General features: G+C 70.2%; 21 protein-coding genes. 9 read left to right on the forward strand and 12 right to left on the reverse strand.

The window, feature by feature from the left end:
• The coding region (locus ACYVDO_RS07350) for a transposase (protein ID WP_460934291.1) at positions 1-213 on the forward strand (213 nt) is incomplete at its 5' end.
• A gap of 98 nt (positions 214-311) precedes the next feature.
• On the opposite strand, the gene ACYVDO_RS07355 is transcribed toward ACYVDO_RS07350, so the two are convergent.
• The 11 genes from ACYVDO_RS07355 to ACYVDO_RS07405 all read right to left on the reverse strand — a co-directional run bounded on the left by ACYVDO_RS07355 (position 312) and on the right by ACYVDO_RS07405 (position 9729).
• Positions 312-632 carry a DUF202 domain-containing protein gene (locus ACYVDO_RS07355; RefSeq protein ID WP_460934293.1) on the reverse strand — a complete coding sequence of 107 codons (321 nt, stop codon included), beginning with the start codon at positions 630-632 and terminating at the stop codon, positions 312-314.
• Positions 629-940 carry a YidH family protein gene (locus ACYVDO_RS07360; RefSeq protein ID WP_460934295.1) on the reverse strand — a complete coding sequence of 104 codons (312 nt, stop codon included), beginning with the start codon at positions 938-940 and terminating at the stop codon, positions 629-631. The genes ACYVDO_RS07355 and ACYVDO_RS07360 overlap by 4 nt, the downstream gene beginning before the upstream one ends.
• Before the next feature lie 47 nt (positions 941-987).
• The gene (locus ACYVDO_RS07365) at positions 988-1833 is read right to left on the reverse strand and encodes a ribokinase (RefSeq protein ID WP_460934297.1); all 846 of its coding nucleotides are present in this window, start codon (positions 1831-1833) and stop codon (positions 988-990) included.
• A gap of 34 nt (positions 1834-1867) precedes the next feature.
• Positions 1868-2776 (reverse strand): arginase family protein, encoded by a 909-nt coding sequence (locus ACYVDO_RS07370; protein WP_460934299.1) that lies wholly within the window; start codon positions 2774-2776, stop codon positions 1868-1870.
• Positions 2776-4230 carry a purine-cytosine permease family protein gene (locus ACYVDO_RS07375; RefSeq protein ID WP_460934301.1) on the reverse strand — a complete coding sequence of 485 codons (1455 nt, stop codon included), beginning with the start codon at positions 4228-4230 and terminating at the stop codon, positions 2776-2778. The genes ACYVDO_RS07370 and ACYVDO_RS07375 overlap by 1 nt, the downstream gene beginning before the upstream one ends.
• A gap of 223 nt (positions 4231-4453) precedes the next feature.
• Positions 4454-5194: a glutamine amidotransferase gene (locus ACYVDO_RS07380; protein WP_460934303.1), complete on the reverse strand. Its 741-nt coding sequence runs from the start codon at positions 5192-5194 to the stop codon at positions 4454-4456.
• Between the two features lie 9 nt (positions 5195-5203).
• The gene (locus tag ACYVDO_RS07385; protein ID WP_460934305.1) at positions 5204-6022 is read right to left on the reverse strand and encodes an N-acyl homoserine lactonase family protein; all 819 of its coding nucleotides are present in this window, start codon (positions 6020-6022) and stop codon (positions 5204-5206) included.
• Position 6023: 1 nt separating this feature from the next.
• Positions 6024-7127 carry an ABC transporter substrate-binding protein gene (locus ACYVDO_RS07390; protein ID WP_460934307.1) on the reverse strand — a complete coding sequence of 368 codons (1104 nt, stop codon included), beginning with the start codon at positions 7125-7127 and terminating at the stop codon, positions 6024-6026.
• Positions 7128-7138: 11 nt separating this feature from the next.
• The gene (locus ACYVDO_RS07395; protein WP_460934309.1) at positions 7139-7948 is read right to left on the reverse strand and encodes an ABC transporter permease; all 810 of its coding nucleotides are present in this window, start codon (positions 7946-7948) and stop codon (positions 7139-7141) included.
• Positions 7935-8705, reverse strand: a complete 771-nt coding sequence (locus ACYVDO_RS07400) for an ABC transporter ATP-binding protein (protein WP_460934311.1) — start codon at positions 8703-8705, stop codon at positions 7935-7937. Before ACYVDO_RS07400 ends, ACYVDO_RS07395 begins: the two co-directional genes overlap by 14 nt.
• A gap of 13 nt (positions 8706-8718) precedes the next feature.
• Positions 8719-9729, reverse strand: a complete 1011-nt coding sequence (locus ACYVDO_RS07405) for a LacI family DNA-binding transcriptional regulator (RefSeq protein WP_460934313.1) — start codon at positions 9727-9729, stop codon at positions 8719-8721.
• Between the two features lie 1500 nt (positions 9730-11229).
• Between ACYVDO_RS07405 and ACYVDO_RS07410 the strand changes: the two genes are divergently transcribed.
• Positions 11230-11937, forward strand: coding sequence for a hypothetical protein (locus tag ACYVDO_RS07410; RefSeq protein ID WP_460934315.1), 708 nt, complete (start codon positions 11230-11232; stop codon positions 11935-11937).
• A gap of 3 nt (positions 11938-11940) precedes the next feature.
• Here the strand turns inward: ACYVDO_RS07410 and ACYVDO_RS07415 are convergent, their stop codons facing one another.
• Positions 11941-12846 (reverse strand): LysR substrate-binding domain-containing protein, encoded by a 906-nt coding sequence (locus tag ACYVDO_RS07415; RefSeq protein WP_460934317.1) that lies wholly within the window; start codon positions 12844-12846, stop codon positions 11941-11943.
• 93 nt (positions 12847-12939) lie between these two features.
• On the opposite strand from ACYVDO_RS07415, the gene ACYVDO_RS07420 reads away from it, so the two are divergent.
• The 7 genes from ACYVDO_RS07420 (at position 12940) to ACYVDO_RS07450 (ending at position 19126) form a co-directional block, all read left to right on the forward strand.
• A complete protein-coding gene (locus ACYVDO_RS07420) occupies positions 12940-13956 on the forward strand; it encodes a YeiH family protein (protein ID WP_460934319.1) in 1017 nt (338 codons plus the stop codon).
• A gap of 46 nt (positions 13957-14002) precedes the next feature.
• Positions 14003-14176: a hypothetical protein gene (locus ACYVDO_RS07425; RefSeq protein ID WP_460934321.1), complete on the forward strand. Its 174-nt coding sequence runs from the start codon at positions 14003-14005 to the stop codon at positions 14174-14176.
• A gap of 170 nt (positions 14177-14346) precedes the next feature.
• Positions 14347-14760 (forward strand): TraR/DksA family transcriptional regulator, encoded by a 414-nt coding sequence (locus ACYVDO_RS07430; RefSeq protein ID WP_460934323.1) that lies wholly within the window; start codon positions 14347-14349, stop codon positions 14758-14760.
• Positions 14761-14873: 113 nt separating this feature from the next.
• Positions 14874-15074 carry a hypothetical protein gene (locus ACYVDO_RS07435; protein WP_460934325.1) on the forward strand — a complete coding sequence of 67 codons (201 nt, stop codon included), beginning with the start codon at positions 14874-14876 and terminating at the stop codon, positions 15072-15074.
• A 63-nt stretch (positions 15075-15137) separates the two neighbouring features.
• On the forward strand, positions 15138-15359 hold the full coding sequence (locus ACYVDO_RS07440; protein WP_460934327.1) for a hypothetical protein: 222 nt from the start codon (positions 15138-15140) through the stop codon (positions 15357-15359).
• A gap of 189 nt (positions 15360-15548) precedes the next feature.
• Positions 15549-17783, forward strand: a complete 2235-nt coding sequence (locus tag ACYVDO_RS07445; RefSeq protein WP_460934329.1) for a glycosyltransferase — start codon at positions 15549-15551, stop codon at positions 17781-17783.
• A complete protein-coding gene (locus ACYVDO_RS07450) occupies positions 17780-19126 on the forward strand; it encodes a nucleotide disphospho-sugar-binding domain-containing protein (protein ID WP_460934331.1) in 1347 nt (448 codons plus the stop codon). Before ACYVDO_RS07445 ends, ACYVDO_RS07450 begins: the two co-directional genes overlap by 4 nt.
• The last annotated feature ends 90 nt before the right edge of the window (positions 19127-19216 follow it).

Below are 19216 nucleotides of genomic sequence, written 5' to 3' on the forward strand. Positions count from 1 at the left end.
GAACGCCTGAACAAGGAGATCAAACGCCGCGCCCGGGTCGTGGGCATCTTCCCCAACGACGCCGCCGTGATCCGCCTCGTCGGAGCCGTCTTGGCCGACACCCACGACGAATGGGTCACCGACGAACACCGCTACCTCTCTGAAGGGTCCCTAGCGTTGCTGTATCCCGAGCGAGATACTCAACCCACGGCCGCCATCACCAGCGGCACGTAAGGCACCGAGGATCGGCCTCGAAAGCCCACCACCCCGCGGGACGCTGTCATTCGCGCGCTCTCAATAGTCGGAGCCAGCATGGATGAAGGGCACACGCATCAACTGATCAGGATCACGATCGCCAACATGGCGACATTGGAAACGACCAGACAGACCCACGTCCGCAGGACGTGCGCGCCATCGAGTAGACAGTCCGTCCCGGACAGGGCGCTCCTCCCCGATTGGTATTGACGTTGGGCGATGATGGCCAGATCGGCGCTCCAGGTCAGGCCAAGGAGCGCGAGGGCAAGGGCCACACCTCCGAGGTGGGCCGCCAGCACCTTGGCGAGGACGACGGAACCCACGGCCACCGCAAGGGCAGTCCGCCTCCAGGACAGAGCCGTGCGTTCCGCCTGTGGGCCCCGATCAGGAGACGTCACATCACCATCCCCACCGTCAAGACCACACAGGCCAGGGCCAGTCCGGTCGCAATGGGCAACTTCCAGCTGGCCGCCGGCAGTGGCGCGTCGGTGCCCAGCGCCTTCTCGGTACGGACCCAGCCCTGCCATGCCTGGATGGCCGCCAAAACGCCAAGCACGGTGAGCAGCACGGCGACGACCAGACGCATCGGTGGTGCGATCGGCGACATCGCCTCCAGCCCCACCCCGGCGGCCATAAAGGCGAACGAGGTGCGCGTCCAGGCCAAGAAGGTCCGCTCGTTGGCGAGACTGAAGCGTGGATCGAGCACCCGACCAAGGTCGGCGGGTGTTACACCACCGCTACCGCGAACAACTCCTATCGGCTTCGCGAGTCCGAAGCCACGCGAGCGATGTAGCTGCCGAGCGGGTCCAAGCGAGTTTGAGAGCCGAGGTCCTCGACAACCGCCGATGCAACCATGGCGGCGACCCTGAGGGCTTCCGGTAGGGGTGTGTCGACGATGAGCGCGCTGACCAAGGATGCGACGAAGGCGTCTCCGGCCCCGACGGTGTTCGCCGCCTGCATCACTGGGTGGGCCGGCACAGCGTGGGTGCGGCGACCATGCGCGCGGGCTTCCGCACCCTGGGAGCCCAGCGTGACCACGACAAGGGTTGCCTGCTCCAGTTCGGGCAGTTGTCGGTACTCCTCGGCGTTGACGACGAAGAGGTCGGCTCGGTGCAGTAGGGCGGCGGGGATGGACTGGGTGGGAGAGGGGTTGACCGCCACGAAACCGTGAAACTCTTCGACGGCTCGGGTGGCCGTGTCCAGCGGGATCTCAAACTGAATCATCAGCGCCGCAGCGTCCACGGCGGCACTCGCCGGTGCGGTGAGGTGCGCGTTTGCTCCAGGGGAAACGATGATGCTGTTCTCACCACGCTCGTCCACACCGATCAGCGCCAGGCCGGTCGGATGGTGTTCGTCGCGCTGCACGGTGCTGACGTCGACTCCGAATGCGGCGAGACGGTCCAAGAGCCAACCGCCCTCGGGGTCGGTGCCGACCGCGCCGATCATCCGACTCCTGCCCAGGAGTTGCGCGGCGGCCACTGCCTGGTTGGCACCCTTGCCACCCAGGCCGCGGGTTGCGTCGCGGCCTAGCACTGTCTGGCCGGGTCGTGGCAGGTCGTCAACTCGGATGGTGATGTCGAGGTTGATGCTGCCCAGCACGGCAACGAGCGGGCTCGTTGGAGGAGACATTGCCTTACTCCGTCGGCGTTTGCGTGTGCGGTCGGTCGCCGCCGATCAGGGGCAACCCGCGCAGGATGGAGCGCAGGGCAACCGCCTCACGGGGGACGAACTCTGCAACGGTGAGCCCCACGAGGTCGAACTCGGCCGCGATCTTGGCGATGGTGTTCGTTGCCGTGGCCCGCGAGATGCCGTCCGGCTCCCACGCCATGCCGAACGCGTGCTCGTCGCTGTTGATGACGTCGAGATCGAAGTGAATGGCGACGTGCCGAGCGCCGCTGGCTCGCAGCCAGGCCAGCACCCGGTCGATGAAGTCCTTCTCGTCGGCGGGGGGTACTAACTGCAGTCCCCATCCTTCATGAGTGTGACTGTCCTGGTCGTCCCAGCCGTGCACACCGGCCAGGAGGATTCGCTGCGGCGGAACCGTGGCTGGCAGGTGGTTGAGGACGTCGGTTTCGCCGTGGCCGCTGAGGTGGCTGACCACCATCGTGTTGAAGCCGCAGTTGGGCCCGCCGGGCAGGTTGCTGTCGGCGTGGCTGTCCAGCCAGACGACGGCGAGGTCGTCCGGGTAGCGCTGGGCCAGGTAGGAAAACGGCGTCAGGCTGACCGCGCACGTCCCGCCGAGCGTGACGATCTTGTCGGCGCCGGCTTGGCGGATGAGGGTGAGGGCCTCTTCGTGCTGGCGGATCACCTCGTGCTTGCCCACGATGCCGTCCACGACGGGGAGGTCCTCGGTGTATTCGGGGACGGGGACCCGGGCGGTGGGTCCGTGGTGATCCGGGGCCAGCAATGCCGTCAGTTGCCCGCCGACCCCGTAGGCGATGCGGCTCTCATCGGAGTCAAGCCCAGGCGTGTAGTGCGCGACGGCCTGCGGCTCGCCGCCCTGCCACTGGGGCCACTCGAGCCTCAGCGTCGTCCCGGCCATCACAGGCCTCCAATCGCGGACATCGCTGCACTCGGGGGCACGGGGGAGTCCTCAATGGTGTTGATGGGGGCCCGGGCCACCAGCTGGAACTCTGCCTCACGGTCGAAGTCGCGGGTGAGGATCAGGTAGAGCCCAGCCGATACCAGCAGTCCCACGGCGAAGGAGAAGTCGGCTCCACCCATGGCCTTCGCGGCTGGGCCAACCCACACGGTGGTGCTGAAGAACGGGATCATGGCAAGGAACCCGGCGGCGTAGCTGATCAGGCCCGAGCGTCCCCACAGCCCGTAGATGCCCCCATCGGTCTTGAGGATGTCGGTGATGGACAGGATCCCCCGTCGCACCACGTAGTAGTCGGTGAGGTTCACCGCGGTCCACGGGATGAGGAAGTAGACAAGGATCGCCAAGAAGACGCTGAACGAGTTCAACGCGTTCTCGGGCAGGAAGAGGCTGGCGACAATGGCCACGGACCCCAGCGCCACGATGGACAGGGCTCGGATCTTGAAGGTCGACCGGAATCGGCGGAACCCCTCGACGGCTGTCAGGAAGGCGACCGACCCGCTGTAGAAGGCGACCGCGACCGCATTGAGGCAGGTGATCAGCGAGACGACCATCACGATCACCTCCACCTCGGACGAGACGTTGCGAGCCAAGAGGCCGAAGGCGGAAACGGTGCTGGCATCGGGGTACGCGATGGCCAAGATGGCGCCCAAGATCTCAATCCAGATGGCCGACAACAGGGTGCCGCCGAAGACCGTGGCCGACACCTTGGCGGCTGAGACTCGCTCGGGCAGATACCGGGTGTAGTCGGAGACCACCGGCGCGACCGCGATCTGGAAGGTGGCCGAGGCGCCGAACTGCAGCAGGAAGGGGGTCAGCTTGAAGTCGGCCCGAGCCAAGTATTCACCGACCGGCAGGTACACGAAGGTGCACACGGTCAAGACGACCAGCGCGGTCACCATGAGGTAGGAGACGGTCTTTTCCGCGCGCATCACCAGCTGGTACCCGACAGTGGCCACCGCGAGGGCCGCGATGCCCACGCCCAGTTGCATCAGCCCCAGGGACGAACCGGCCGATACCTCCTTGATAGACGACGCGCCCGTCTGGACATAGAAGATGGCGAACCCGAACTGCACCAGTGCCGCCGCCACCAGGGGAAGCACCGCGCCACGGGTACCGAACTGGGCCCGGGACTGGATCATCTGAGGCAGCCCCATCCGCGGCCCCTGGGCGCCATGGAAGGCCTGGAACAGGGTGCCGAACACGCTGCCGAGAACAATGGCCACAATCGACCACGACAAGTCCAGTCCTGCAAGGGAGCCCAAGGCGCCGGTGAACGCGGTCAGGAACGAGGCGTTGATCATGAACCACAGCTGCGTCTGGGACCACAGGCTGCCCTTGCGTTCGTTGGGGGGGACGTAGTCGAAAGAGCGGTCTTCCAGCAATTCGTTGGCCATCAGGGGGGGTCCTTGGGTGTTGAGGTGGTTGGGGTTGCGGTGAAGGTGGGGCGGCTGTCGGTCTGTGACAGGGCTGAGTGCGAGCTCGTCCGAGCGTCCAGCGGGTCTTGGGCACCCCGACTTCGCGGATCGAGCGGCCCCCCACCCCTCGAGGCGCTTGGGGACTCCGTCGGAGTCGAGGGCCAGGGCGAGGGCGAGGCGCCGAGTGTGAGCGGCCGGGGCGTTACTCCCTCGCGCTGAGCCACGTGATGAGGTTGTCCCAGAGCTCGGCGTAGCCTTCCCAGGCCAGGAAGGTCGGCGGCGCCCAATGGGGGGCCAGGTCCGAGGTGAAGACACCCACACGCCCCTGCCCGACAGCGTTGACCGCGATCAGTGGGTCGTCGTCGACGGTCACCAGAACCTCGGCGGTGGCTTTGGCGACGGTCGCGTTGTAACCCAGCAGGGCTGGCCAGTCGGTCAGCGTGGGCAGGGCGGGGTGATCCAGCAGCGCCAGGGGCTTCACGCCCTGCGGCTTCTCGATCCGGTCGTCGCCAGCGAGCAACTCGACGGGCAGGATGGGTGCAAGGGGGCTGCGGGCGTAGTGCGCCTTCCCATCGATCCCGGAGAATGACAGGTAGCCGCCGACCATGAGAAGCGCGCCACCCTGTCTGACGTACTCGGCCAGGACCTCCAGGCGATTGACCTCAGAGATGGAGCTCTTGAACACGGTGGGGGTCAGCAGGAACGTGTTCGCGCCGACGTCGCTGACCACGACACAGTCGTAGGCGGACAGCCCCTCGATCGTGCGGGGCATGTCCTCGGCGATGCGGTGTGCGGGGATGTGCTCCACCTGCCAGCCGCGGCTGGTCAGTGCTTCCTTGAACTCAGCACCGCCCTCGACGTACTCGCTGTTGGTGAAGCTGTCGAATCCCTTCTGGTGGATCAGGTGGATGTGCCACGACTCACCCAGGAGAAGAATGCGCATTGTCGTTTCCTATTCGATGGTGCCGGTGGGGAAGAGTTGGTGGAACTGCCAGTCGTGTTCGGGGACGATGAGGTCTGCTTCGCGACGGATGCGGTCGTAGCCGCGCATCAGTTCTGGCAGGTTCCAGAACGAGCCCATCGGCCAGTTCAGCTCGAGGTTGCGGTAGTTGTACATGACGTCGCTAGTCAGGCAGACCGTGCCTTGATCGGTCTCCACCATCACGACCATGCACCCGGGTGTGTGCCCGCCGATCTTGACGAGGCGAACACCGTCGGCGATGTCGATGTCCCCGTCGATGACAACGAGGCGGTCGCGGACCTCGGTGACCTTGTAGGAGTACTCCGGGTAGTAGAACATGCAAAACGACGGCGGTGCGATGCCCTGCGGAAGCTCGTCGCGCTGGACGTAGAACCTCGCCCGGGGGAACAGGTGATTGTTGCCGACGTGGTCGAAGTGCAGGTGGGTGAGAACCACGATGTCGATGTCTTCCGGCTTCACGCCGTGTCGTGCCAATCCAGCCACCAGGTCTTGGTCTGAACCGCGGCTTGCGACGAAGTCGACTCCGTAACGGCTCTGCATGGTGCTGACTTCGTCGATGTCGCCCAGACCGGTGTCGATCAGGATCGTCTTGTCAGCACCCTCGATGAGCCAGACCGGGACAGGAACCATGACCCCTGAGGTGACCTCGCCGTCGAGCCGTTTGATGTCGTGCCGGAACCCGAACGGGAGCACGGCTTCCGGGTCAAGGTCCGGATGGGAGCCGGAGTTGAGCAGGCTGACGGCGAGCGAGCTCTCGAGCTCACCGGTCACGATGTTGTGGATGCGCATGTCAGTACCCGGTCTCGTTCTCGCCGTACTTCTTGACGTAGGCGTCCCACGTCTGCTGGACGAGGAAGTGGGTCTTGGCATCGACTGGCGCGGAGATTGCGCCGTTGGACGTGAGGTAGTCGTTGTCGCCGTTCCAGGTCTTCTCCCAGTACGACACCCCCGACGGCGAGAGGATCATGTCGTTGACGGCCTTGCCGTTGCCGGCGTAGAGCTCGAACTTCTGCCAGAAATCCTCGAACCCCTTGACCGTCAGGTTGGCGCCGGTGTCCTTGTTCAGCTTGTCGGTGATGATCGTTCCGCAGTCGGACGTGTTTGCGTCGCAGTACCGGATCGTCTTGTGGAGAACGTGGACGAGTTTGAGCAGGTCGGCGTCGTGCTCCTTGGCGAAGCCCGTGGTGGTCACGAGCCCGTTGATCGGCGGGGGTGCGAGGTCGGGGCCGGACGCGAGAACCGGCATGCCCTCGGCCGTGGCCCGTACCCTCTGCGGGATTCCGCCGAGGTATGCATCACCGGTTCCGCTGAGGAACGCGGCGAGCCCCTGGTCGGGGTCCATGTCGACGATCTTGACGTCCTTCTGCGTCAGCTTGACCGAGTTCAGGGCGGCGATGACCTGCTTGCCCATGTCGGTGGACATGGTGGTGACGATGGTGCGTCCCCGGAGCTGTTCGAAAGTCTGTGTGCGTGCGCTCGCCGGATCGACGCCGGCCCTTTCGAGATCATCGATCGTCTTGAGTCCTGCCCCCTTTCGACCCATGAGGGCCGAGCCCTCGGTGAAGGGGTTCCAGGCGTACCAGTAGACGACCTCGGGGGACCTGTTGGCCGCGGACACGACCCCGGTCGTGTTGTTGATGGCGGCGTCCACGCCTCCTGATGCGACGGCCGGCATGATGGCGTCCCAGGCGAGGGACTTGAGCTCTACGTTGATGCCTTCGCCCTTGAACCAGCCCTTTTGCTCGGCGACGATCGGCAGCATGGTGTCCTGGAAGGGTGAGATGCCGAGCTTGATGGTTGGCAGCGACTGATCGGAGCCTGTGCCGGAATCGGCGCAGGCCGCCAGCGTGAACGCAATGGCTGCAGTGACTGCGAGGGTGATGGTGCGACGCATGTCTTCATTCCTTAGCTGTTGTTTTCGGACCAGGTGGTGAGCCGGGCGCTGGCGAGCAGGATGAGTCGATCGAGCAGGACGGATTCGAGCGCGATGATGATCGTGCCGATAAGGACGACCGGCGTGTTGAGCGTTCGGCTGGCCTGCATGATGAGGCGGCCGATGCCGTGCTCGGAGCCGAGGAACTCCGCGGCGACCACAACGGCGAAGGCCAGCGCGCTGCCGATGCGCAGACCGGACACAAGCTCCGGCACGATGGCCGGGAAGACAACCGTTCTGTACACCTGCCCCTCGCGGGCGCCCAGCGAGCGCGCCGCTCGGCTGTACACGGGCGGGACGTTGCCGGCCGACACGATGGTGTTGACCACCATGACCATGAAGCAGGCGAGCGAGCCGAGGAACAGCTTGCCGCTGTTGCCGATCCCGAACCACAGGATGACGAAGGGGATCAACGCAATGGGCGGGACGGGACGCAGCGCCTCGATGACGGGCGTCAGCGCGTAGAACAGGAGTCGGGAGCGGACCATGACCAGACCGACCAGGACTCCAAGCGCCGAACCCAAGGCCCACGAGCCCAGCACCCGTGCGAGGGTGGCGACCGCGTCCAGCCACAGCGTGGTCCAGACCTGGGAGAGCGCCTGCAATACCTCGCTGGGGGCAGGGAAGAACAGCGGCTTGATGGTTCGTGTCGCGTCGGTGAGGAGCCACCAGACGACGAGGATCATCATGATGACCACGGCACCGATTCCGAGTCCAGTGGCCTTGGTGCGATCGCGCAGACTCGCCGGTGCGACTCCGCCGTTCGGATCAGACTGGTTCATGGGAGACCTCCCTGAGCGAATGGGCGATCTCGAGTCGCAGTTGCTGGAACTGCGAACTGCTTCGAAGGTCGAGGTCGCGGTTCTTGCCGAAGGGCACGGTCACGTCGGCATGGATGCGAGCCGGGCGTGGGGTCATGACGACCACGCGGTCCCCGATGAACAGCGCCTCTTCGATGTCATGGGTGACGAAGACGATGGTGCGCGGCTCTGAGGCGTTGATCGAGTGGAGCGCGAGCCACATCGATTCCTTGGTGAAAATGTCCAGGGCGCCGAACGGCTCGTCCAGCAGGAGCACCTCCGGACCCGATGCATACGCGCGAGCGATGTCGACGCGCTTTCGCATGCCGCCCGACAGCTCCTTGGGGTAGGCGTCCCCGAACTCATCGAGGTCGACCAGTCCGAGGAATCGCTCGACACGCTCGGTACGCGTCGCCTTGTCTACTCCTCGCAACCGCAGTCCGTACTCGACGTTGCGCCCCACGGAGAGCCAGGGGAAAACCGCATCCGCCTGGAAGACGACCGTGCGTGAGGCGTCCGGGGCGGCCACCGTCCGGCCATCCACCCGGACCTCGCCCTCGGTTGGCGTCAGGAAGCCGGCGATGAGGTTGAGCAGGGTGGTCTTTCCGCAGCCGCTCGGGCCGACGACGCAGACCACCTCATGTTCCTCGATCTGAAGGTCGGTCTCGGACAGGGCAAGGGTCCGCCTGCCGCGGCTGACGAACTCCTTGCTGACCTGGTCAATGGTGATGACGCCCATGGTTGGCAACCTTCTACTTGCGTTTTGGCGTAGAGGTCGTGCTGGAGCGCACGATCAGTTCGACAGGCAGCGCGGTGACCTGGCGAGCTTCCACGCCGGCCAGCTGGTCGAGCAGGGCCTGCGCCGCCATCGCACCCATCCCGCTGGCGTCCTGCCGAATTGTGGTGAGTGGGGGTGAGGCGTGCCGAGCCACGAATGAGTCGTCGAATCCCACGATCGAGCAGTCCGATGGCACGCCGATGTTGGCCTCCCGCAGGACCTGCATGGCGCCCAGCGCAGCAAGGTCGTTCGTCGCGAAGACAGCGGTGACCTCCCGTGCGCGTATCGACGGGATCAGCTCGCGCGCGGCTCGGGCGCCGGACTGCTCGTCGAAGGACCCCTCGAGGACCAGTGCGCGCTCGCCCGTTTGCCGCTTCCACTCTGTCTGGAAGCCGATCAGCCGTTGAGAACTGCTGGCCAGCTCGCGGTTGACGCCAACGACGGCGGCGCCCCGGTGACCCAGGCCCAGCAGGTGTGCTGCGGCTGCGCGCCCACCCTGGCGGTTGTTGGACGATACGGAGGTGACAGTCACGCCCTCAAGGGCCTCGTCGACCGCGACGACCGGCAGGCCGGCCAGCAGCTCCACGAGCTTCGAGGCGGCCGGGGGTGACCCGGCCGCGTACACCGCGCCGTCGACGGCACGGGAGCGAAGCGTCTCGAGGTAGAACACCTCGCGCTCCAGGTTCCACCCTGTGTTGCACAGGAGGACGTTGAAGCCGCTCTCGATGCACGTGCCCTCAACGCCTTTCGCGATGTCCGCGAAGAAGCTGTTACTGATGTCGGGAAGCAGGAGTCCGATCGTCTGCGTAGAGCCCATCGCCAGATTGCGCGCCGAGCGACTTGGCACGTACTCAAGCTCAGCCATCGCGGCCCGGACGCGGCCTGCCACAGCCTCACTCACTGGGCGGTTCCCGCTGAGGACGTGGGAGACCGTGGTGCGACTGACGCTTGCGCGTCGAGCGACGTCTGCGATGGAAACCGTCATTTTTGCTCCTTTGCAAACCGGTTTGGCAAACCGGTTTGGGAAACGTACGGAAGCCACGGTCGGGTTGTCAAGACTCTGGCGGATGGCTGTCACATGGCGGACGGAGCGCTGGCCGCGCTGGTCGATGCCCAGAAGGCCGGGGCCTGACTCGGCTTCCCGGGCTGGAACGGAGGCAAGACCGTTGCCATCAAGGCGCGAACGGCGTCGAAGCCCTCATAGAGGCAGTCCGACGCCCTTCGCTCGGACAGATCAGCAAGATGCGCCTTCTTCGAGGTCGATGGGCAGAGCCGCCGCAACGTCTGACCCCGTGTATCTGTGCGACCGGAGGCCGCTGTCGGTGGACGTCCGTACATTTGCTGCCGCAGCCCGCAGGTAGCGTCTCGATGCTCCGGAACTGGCGAGATGTTGCACGAGATGTAGCACGGCCGCCGAAAAGTGCCCCCTGACCTTCGCGTTCGTCTCTGTCTGAAAATCGGAAGGTCGGCGGTTCGACCCCGCCCCTGGCCACCACAAACCCGCAGGTCAGAGCACTGGCCCGCGGGTCTCGCTCTCTCAGTGCCCGGGCGGTCCCCGTCGGCCCTAGTTGGCCGTACCACCTGCACTAGGGTCGGCCGATGGCTGCGGCCTCCACGATCCCGTCCCCACCCTCCGGGTCGGGGGCGACCGGCCGGGCGCCGGCTCCCCTGTCGACGCGCCTCACCGGCGTCGTGGCACTCGCCGTCGGTGTGCTCGCCGTCTCCATCCGGGTCGGGACCATCGTGCGCGGCTCCGGCCCCCATGCCCTGTCGGTGTTCTACGACGACGGCGTCTACTACGCGGCAGCGACTGCCGTGGCGTTCGGACACCTGCCGTACCGGGACTTCGTGCTGCTCCACCCGCCCGGCATCGTGTGGGCGCTGCTGCCGTTCGCGTGGCTGGGCCGGATGACCAGCGACCCGAACGGGATGGCGGCCGCGCGACTCGCCTGGGCCTGCCTGGGAGGCCTCAACGCGGCGCTCGTGGTGGTGGTCACCCGCCGGTTCGGGCTGGTGGCCGCACTGGCCGGCGGCGTCTTCTACGCCCTGTGGCCTCCCGCGATCCGGGTCGAGTCCGGTCCGCTGCTGGAGCCCCTGGGGACCGTGGCGGTGCTCGGCGCGCTGGCGCTGCTGTCGGTCCGCGGCCTCGCCGGCCGTCGTGGGGTGCAGGTGGCAGCCGGCGCTGCGCTGGGTCTTGCTCTCGTGGTGAAGATCTGGTGGGTCGTTCCGGTCGTCATCGTCCTGGGCTACGTCGCGCTGCGGTACGGGGGCCGCGCGCTCCTGCGGACGTCGGTGGGCGCGGCGGTTGCGGCGACCGTCGTGTGCCTCCCCTTCTTCATCGCCGCACCGGGCGTCATGTGGCGGATGGTCGTGGCGGCCCAGGTGGGCGGAGCAGGGCGTCGGTCGGCACCTTGGAACGACTCAACGAGATCGGGGCTCGGAGACGTGGAAGCTGCTCGGCCGCAATGCATCTTTGATGGCGGGCGTGGGGTGGACCCTGCTCGTGGTTCTCGTCGTCGCCGGCGCGCTGGCTGCCCTCACGTCGGTGGAGGGCCGGCTGTTCGTGTGCCTCACCGTGTCGGTGATCGTCGTACTGCTGATGGCGCCGTCGTTCTTCGGGTTCTATGCCGCCTTCGCCGCGCCGATGTTCGCGCTCCTCGTTCCCGCCGCCATCAGCGGGGTGGCCCTCCTGCGTCCCCTCCCCGCGTCGTCCCGTCCTCGGCGTGTGGAAGCCGTCACGGTGGCCTCCATCGCGGTCGTGGCCGTCGGGGTCGGAGCCGTCGAGAGTCTCGACTACGCGGCCGGGAAGCCGTTCCCGGGACGAGAGCTGCGGCCCGTGGTGGCGTCGACGCGCTGCGTCACCTCGGACTCACCGTGGGGACTCATCGCCCTCGACGCGCTGTCCAGGGACTTCCGCAACGGCTGTCGGGTCGAGATCGACGTCAGCGGCGTCACCCATGACACCCTTCGCCTTCGCAGTGCGGACGGACGCGCGCTCGGACGGTCGAGGAACACGGCCTGGAAGGCGTACCTCTTCACCTACCTGCGCAGCGGGGAAGCGACGATCATCATGCGGGCGGCGAGCGGCAACGGGCTCACGGCCGCGGACCGGAAGGTCATCGGCTCCTGGCCGGTCCTCGGCCAGGCAGGGCCGTACCGCATCCGCCAACCCGGTCCGGCACGGCACGGGTAGGCCTCAGCCGTCGCGGCGGGCCACGGAGACGAAGTCGGCGGCGTGGCCGACCGGCCGCGTGCCGCCGGTCCACACCGCCCGAAGACGTCGTCGCATCGGCAGGTCCGCCACCGGGACGACCACCAGGTCCCCGGCGGCGACGGTATCGACCACGGCCAGCCGGCTGAGGACGGCGGGGGCTGTTCCGGCCGTGGCGGCGACGCGGACGGCGGTGTTGCTCGACAGGGCCTGCGTGGTCCCGGTCAGGCGCAGGCCCCGGGCCGCGCACGCCTCGGTGAGCGTCTGCAACGTCCCCGAGCCCTCCTCACGAACCACCAGGGGGCTGCGGGCGAGCTCCTCCGCCGTCACGGCGTGCGCCCGACGGCGCGTCCACGGGTGACCGGGTGCGACGACCACGACGAGGTCGTCGGTCGCGACCGTGGCCGAGTGCAGCCCCTTCGGGACCCGGGTCGTCTCGACGAAGCCGAGGTCCCGGCGACCCTCGCGGACCGCCTGCGCCACCGCAGCCGAGTTGACCACGTCGAGGTCCACGTCCACGTCGGCGTGCTCGCGCCGGAACGCGGCCAACCACCGGGGCACGAGGTGCTCCGCGATGGTCATGCTCGCGGCGACGCGCAGGTGGGACTTGCGCTCGGCCCGCAGCGCGGAGGTGGCCAGGCGCAGGCGCTCCGCGGCGGCGAGCACGTCCCTCGCCCAGTCCACGTAGAGGGCACCCTCGGCGGTCATCGCCGAGCCCCGCGGCGTGCGCTCGACGAGGGACAGCCCGAGCCGCCGCTCGTGCCGCGCGATGCTCGTGCTCGCGCTCGGCTGCGAGACGGCGAGGCGGGCGGCGGCCGCGCCGATGCTCCCGGTCTCCGCCACGGCGACGAGCAGCTCCAGCACCTCGAGGTCGGGCCAGCGCGCGCTCACCTGCACCTCCACCCTGGGTCATAACCGGTGGCTATGAGTCCATGCCGGATTGCAGGGTACCCGCCGGGTCGGGCCCGGGCGAGAGTTGGGCGCATGGACGTCACCGCCGAGAGAGAGACCCGCACCGACCGGCACGCCCCGTCCCGGCCGTGGCCCGGACTGGCGCTGGCGGCGGGCGTGGCCGCGGTGGCCGTCCTGCTGCAGCGGGCCGTGCCGGGTCTGAGCCCCCTGCTCGTCGCCGTCCTCGCGGGTGCGGTCGTGTCCAACGTCCGCACGCTCCCGGCGGTGCTCGGCCCGGGGCTGCACCTTGCCTCGCGCCGGCTGCTGCGCGCCGGGGTGGTCCTGCTCGGCCTCCAGCTGGCCCTGGGCGACATCGCCACCCTAGGTGGCCCCATGGTGGCCGTGGTGGTCTCGGTGGTGACGCTGGGCATCCTCGGGACGCTGCTCGCCGGGCGGTGGCTCGGCGTCCCGCCGGCCCAGCGCCTGCTCATCGCGACGGGCTTCTCGATCTGCGGCGCCGCTGCGGTCGCGGCCATGGAGGAGACCGCGGAGGCGGACGAGGAGGACGTCGCCACGTCGGTCGGGCTGGTGGTCCTGTTCGGCACCCTAATGATCGGAGTGGTCCCCGTGCTGACGGGCCTGCTCGGCCTCGGCACCCGCGCCTCAGGGCTCGTCGCCGGCGCCTCGGTGCACGAGGTGGCCCAGGTGGTGGCGGCTGCCGGCGTCATCGGGGGCGGCGCCCTCAAGGTGGCCGTGGTGACGAAGCTGGCCAGGGTGCTGATGCTGGCCCCGGTGATCCTGGTCGTGGGCGCCGTCCGGCGCCGGAGCAGCACGCTGGAGACGACTCGTCGCCCGACGCCCGTCCCGCTCTTCGTCGTCGGGTTCGTCGTGGCCGTCGCCCTGCGGACCTTCGTCGACGTCGGCCCCGGCATCCTCACCGCTGCGTCGATCGCACAGACGATCCTGCTGTCCGCGGCGATGTTCGCCCTGGGCTGCGGCGTCCGCTTCGACAAGGTCAGGAGCATGGGCCCCCGACCCCTGGTCCTGGGCGCCGTGTCCACCGTGTGGGTCCTCGTCGTGGCCCTCGCCGGCGTCGCCCTCGCCGGCTGACGCAGGCGTTCGGCCCGGACGCCGAACGTTGCTATGGTCTGGCCGCATGTCCGCCGTGGCCGTCGTCGAGCTCCCGAGCACCGTCGCCGGGTACTTCCCGCCGCACGTGCCCTCCGGCGCGGCCCTGCTGGCCCTCGAGCTCGGTGAGGCGGCACGGGGCATCCGCGGCCTCGACGTCCTGCGCCGCAGCGTCGACCGGGCCCCGCCGCGGCTGCCCTGAGCCCCCGAGCCCCTCCCTCGCGGGGACGCCTCCTCTCGTGCCCCGTCGCTGACAGCGCGCGGTCCACCACGGTGAGGCGACCAGGTCGCCACACCGCGGACGCCCGCGCCCGCACCGACGCCCGCGCGGTCCCGGCGCCCCCGCGACGCCCCGCCGACCCAGGACCCGCCATGCCCCGTCACGCCAGCACCCCCTCCACCACGCCGTCGACCACCACGGCGGTGCCGACGACCCCACCGACCGCCCCCGACCCGGGCGGCCACCACCCCGAGCAGGCGCCCGCGCCCGGCACACGGGACGCGGTCCGTCGTGCCGCCATCGGCGCCGAGCTGCGGCGGCGGGAACGGACCCGCCAGGAACAGCTCGACTCCCTGCCACCGGGCGACCCGGACCCGGTCGCCCGGGCGTACCGGGACAGCGTGACGAAGGCGCTGGCCGAGGTCCGGTCCGCCCTCGCACGGCTCGAGGCCGGGACGTACGGGCAGAGTCGGGGCTGCCTGGTGGCGATCCCCCGAGCGCGGCTCGAGGCCGCCCCGGCGGTCACCCTGTGCGTGCCCTGCGCCACCCAAGCGCGGGCGCGCTGACCGCCCGGACGTCCCGACCCCTCCGCGGGACCTGACCGCCAGCGGGACCTGACCGCCTGTGGGACTGTGACCGGCCGGAGCGCGGAGGGGGACGCCGCACCTAGGGTGACCGCATGGCAGAGGCGGTCCTGTGGTTCGGATTCATCGGCGCCTGGTTGCTGTTCACCGGCCCCGTCTACCAGGCCAAGCTCGAGCTCGAGGCCGAGGACGACGCCAGTGAGCGACTGCACGCCCTGTCCGAGCAGGTGGCCGCCCCGCCCCCGGTGTCACCGTGGTGGTGGCTGCTGCCCCCGGTCCGGCTGGTCCTGTCCTGACGGCGACGGGACCGGTACCACCGGGCCCTGCTGAGGGCGATCAGCCCCGAGGACCTGGCCCTCGTGACCCGCTACCTCGCGATCGCGCGGGGGTGGCTCATCGTCGCCGGCGGCGCCTGGCTCATCGCGCTCAAGGAGACGTGGGAGCTGGTGGAGCACCACGAGGCGGGGCTCCCGGCATACGTGGCAGTGGTGCTCGTCGCCACGGGGACCGGACTCGGCGTCACGGTCGCGTCCGCGCGAGGCCAGCGCTCCATCCTCGAGCAGGCGCGCGGGGACGCCTGACCGGACGGTGTCGGCGCGCTCGCCGCGCCTGACCGGACGGTGTCGGCGCGCTCGCCGCGCCTGACCTGCAGCGTTGCCGGCGCACCGGGAGCGTGCTGACGGGCGACGTCCCGCGGGGCGACCGGGACGCGCTGGCGCACCCTCCTGCCCGGCGAGCGGATCCGGTCGCACCGACTTACCGTTCCAGACATGGACCTGGGGGCGGCGCTCGCCGCAGTTGCGTCCGCGCCGAGCCTCCTGGAGGGCATGCGCGCGGGGGACGCGGTTGCCGACGCCGCAGCGCGGGCCACTGCTGCCGCCACGCCCGGGGTCGTCGACGTCCTGCGGTCGGCGGTCGTCACCGCCGACCCGCTGACGACGATCGCCGCGGTGCACGCCATCGGCGCCTGCGCCGACGAGCAGGCCGGCGAGGCACTCGCGGACCTGCTCGACGACGCCCGGCCCTTCGTGGTCGAGCACGCCCTCGACGCGCTGCGCCTGACACCCGTCGTCGACCGCGCGCTCGAACCCTTGGTCCGCGCGTGCTGCGAGGGAGGGTTCCGCGGGATGCTCGCCCAGCGCACGCTCGAGCACTGGGCCGTCCGCGCCCCGGACGTGGTCACGGCCGCCCTCGCCGGCGCGCTCGCACACGTCGTCGAGGCCGATCCCCGGGCCCGTGTGGTGGAGACGCTCGGGCTGGTCCCCGGACCCGGCTCGTCGCGCATCCTGCTGGACCTCGCCGCCGGTGAGGTGGAGCAGCCGGTCCCCGTCCGCCGCGCCGCCCTTGCTGCGCTCGGCCAGGGTCCGGCGGCGGACCTGCGCGCCGAGGAGCTCCTGGTCTCCTACTCGCGGTCCGTGGGGCCCCTGGCGGAGACCGCCCGGCTCGCGCTGCACGACCTCGGCCCCGACCCGGCGGTCCTCGTCCCGAGCCGGCCGGCCGTCGTCCAGCTCTTCCTGCACGCCGACATCGACGGCCAGCTGCATCAGGCCGGCAGGGGGGACACCGGCGGCATCGCCACCCTGCTGGTGCAGCTGGGGGACGCCCTGGTGCGGCAGCGGCCGCGTGGCGCCCGGGTCATCACCGTCTCCGGCGGCCGGCCCGACCTGGCGCACTTCCCCATCGCCCGCGGCAACGTCCTGGCCGGCGACTGGGAACCCGGCCACCGGGACCCGGCTCACCGTGAGCCGGGGCTGCGCGACCCCGGGCACCACTACACCAGGCTTCCCCTCGCCGGCTTCCCCCAGGGGATCCCGCGGGCCTGGCCCGCGCGGGTGGCGGCGCGGCGGGGCATGCGCCGGGTGCTCCGCGCCGCGGGCAGGGTGGACGCGATCCACGTGCGGATGGCCGACGTCGGCTCGATGGCTGCGGCGGAGGTGGCCCGCGAGCTCGGGATCCCGGTCGTGCTCACCGCTGCGCCCGACCCACAGGCGCTCATCGCCTCGCGCGACGCGGCCGGGACGCTCACGAGGGACGGCTTCGGGGACGCGGACGTGGTCGAGCACCTGTGGTTCCGGGACCGGCTGCTGCGGGACCTCGCCGCGACCGCTGACCACCTCGTGGTGCTGCCGCGGCGTGAGGTCGACGGCGACCTGCGCCGCTTCCTGGGCCTGGACCTGGCGAGCCGACGCGACCGCGTCGCCGTCGTGGCCGAGGGCATCGACCTCAGCGCGGTCGACCGTGCCGTACGGGAGGGGGCCGAGCCGGCCTTGCGCACGCGCGGCACCGCCACCGCCCTGGCGCAGCTGGAGGAGCTGCTCGCCACCCTGCCGCCGGACCGCCGGGCCCTGCCGATCGCGGTGTCGGTGGGGCGGCTGAGCCCGGTCAAGGGCATGGCGACCCTGGCGCGGGCCTGGGCCGACGACGACCGCCTGCGCGCCCGCTGCAACCTGCTCGTCGTCGGGGGTGACCTCGACGACCCCAGCGACGACGAGGCGGCAGAGCTCGCCCGGATCGCCTCGGTCCTCCCTCGTGAGCGGGCCGCGGTGCAGGGGCTGCTCCTGGCCGGCCACCGCCCGAACGCGACGACCGCCGCCTGGCTGGCTGCGGTGCGCCGGGGCGACCCGGCCTCGGGCCGGCCCCCGGGGGTGTACGTCAGCGCCAGCCTCAAGGAGGAGTTCGGCATCGCCATCCTCGAGGCCATGGGTGTCGGCCTCGTCGTGGTGGCTCCTGACGGCGGTGGCCCGGCGACCTACGTGGCGGACGGCCGGACCGGCTTCCTCGTCGACACCTCCTCCCGCGCAGCCCTCGTGGGCGGTGTGCACGCGGCCCTCGACCTCGCCGCCACCGACGGGGCGGACGAGCGGGCAGCGGGGTCCCGGCACATGGTGCGCAGCCGCTTCGGCATCGATGCGATGGCCACGTCGCTGGCGGACGTGTACGAGTCCGTCGCCCGGCGCAGCCGGCCCGGCACGGTGGGCCCGGCGGCCGTGGAGGACGTCTCGTGACGCTGCTCGTCATCAGTCCCGACTACGCCTCGCACCTGTACCCCCTCGCCACGATCGCGACCGCGTGGCGGGACGCCGGCGAACGTGTCGTCGTCGCGACGGGTCACGCGACCGACGCCCTGGTCCGTGGGTTCGGGTACGAACGCGCGCACCTGCAGCTCGGCCGCGGCTCCAACCCCGGCGTCATCCGCGCCGAGGAGCAGCCGCCGGGCGAGGACGACTCGCTGCGCGGCTTCTTCGCGGCAACGCGCCGTGGCGCGGTGGAGACGCTCGAGTACCAGGCGCAGGCCCGGCGCGACGACCTCCTCTGGAACCCGGTCGAGGTGGGGCGGGCGGTGCAGGACGTCGTCCACGAAACCCGACCTGACGCCATCCTCGTGGACCACCTGGCCTTCGGGGCCCGGCTCGGCCTGCTCGGCGCCGGCATCGAGCACACCGACGTGCTCCTCGGACACCCGTCGGCCCTGGTGGTCGGCGACGAGGTGTACGGCTGCCCGGAGGACTGGCCGCGCGCCCTCGTCCCGCACCCGCAGGGCCTCGAGCGGCTGAGGCGGCTGTGCGAGCAGGTGCGCGACGAGTTCACCGCCCAGTGGAACACCGCCCTCGCCCAGCTGGACGCCGGCGCGGCACCCAGCACGGACGCGTTCGCCGAGACCGGCGGCCGGCTGCTCCTCAACTACCCCGAGGAGCTGCACGACCCCGCCCGGACGGCGCTGCTGCCGCGGCACACCTTCCTCGGGTCCTGCGTGCGGGAGGAGTCGCGCGACGAGCAGGTCGAGGCGTGGCTCGCCCGGGGCGAGCAGCCTGTCGCCTACGTGAGCCTCGGCAGCTTCCTCTCGGCGCGCACCGACGTCCTGACCCGGATCGCCGCCGCCCTGCGCGGACTCGACGTGCGCGTGGCCCTCGCCCACGGGTCGACCCCGCGAGGGGCCCTCGGCGAGCTCCCGGACTCCTGGCTCGTCCGGGAGACCCTGCCCCAGGTGACCCTCCTGCGGCACGCGTCGCTGGCGGTCACCCACGGGGGCAACAACTCGGTGACGGAGGTGCTCACCGCGGGTGTGCCCCTCCTCGTGCTGCCCCTGTCCACCGACCAGTTCTCCGGCGCCGCCGCCGTCGAGCGGCACGGCCTCGGCGAGGCCCTGGCCCCCAACACCGCCCGTCCCGACGAGCTGCGCGCCGCGGCCACCCGGCTCCTCGCCGGTCGGGGTGCAGCCACCACTGCGCAGGCCGGCCACCTCCCGCTGGCGCGGCTGGGTGCCTCGCTGCGTGACCGACCCGGCCCCCAACGGGCTTGGGAGGCCCTCGTGCCGGGACGCACCGCACCCGAGCCGCTGCCCTCCTGACGGGCGGACCGGACCGCACCGAACCTCCCGGCACCCTCCGGACGCGCCGGTTTGCGCGGGTTGACGGCGGTGGTGGTGCGAGGATTGGCC

The organism is Phycicoccus ginsengisoli (assembly GCF_054779295.1).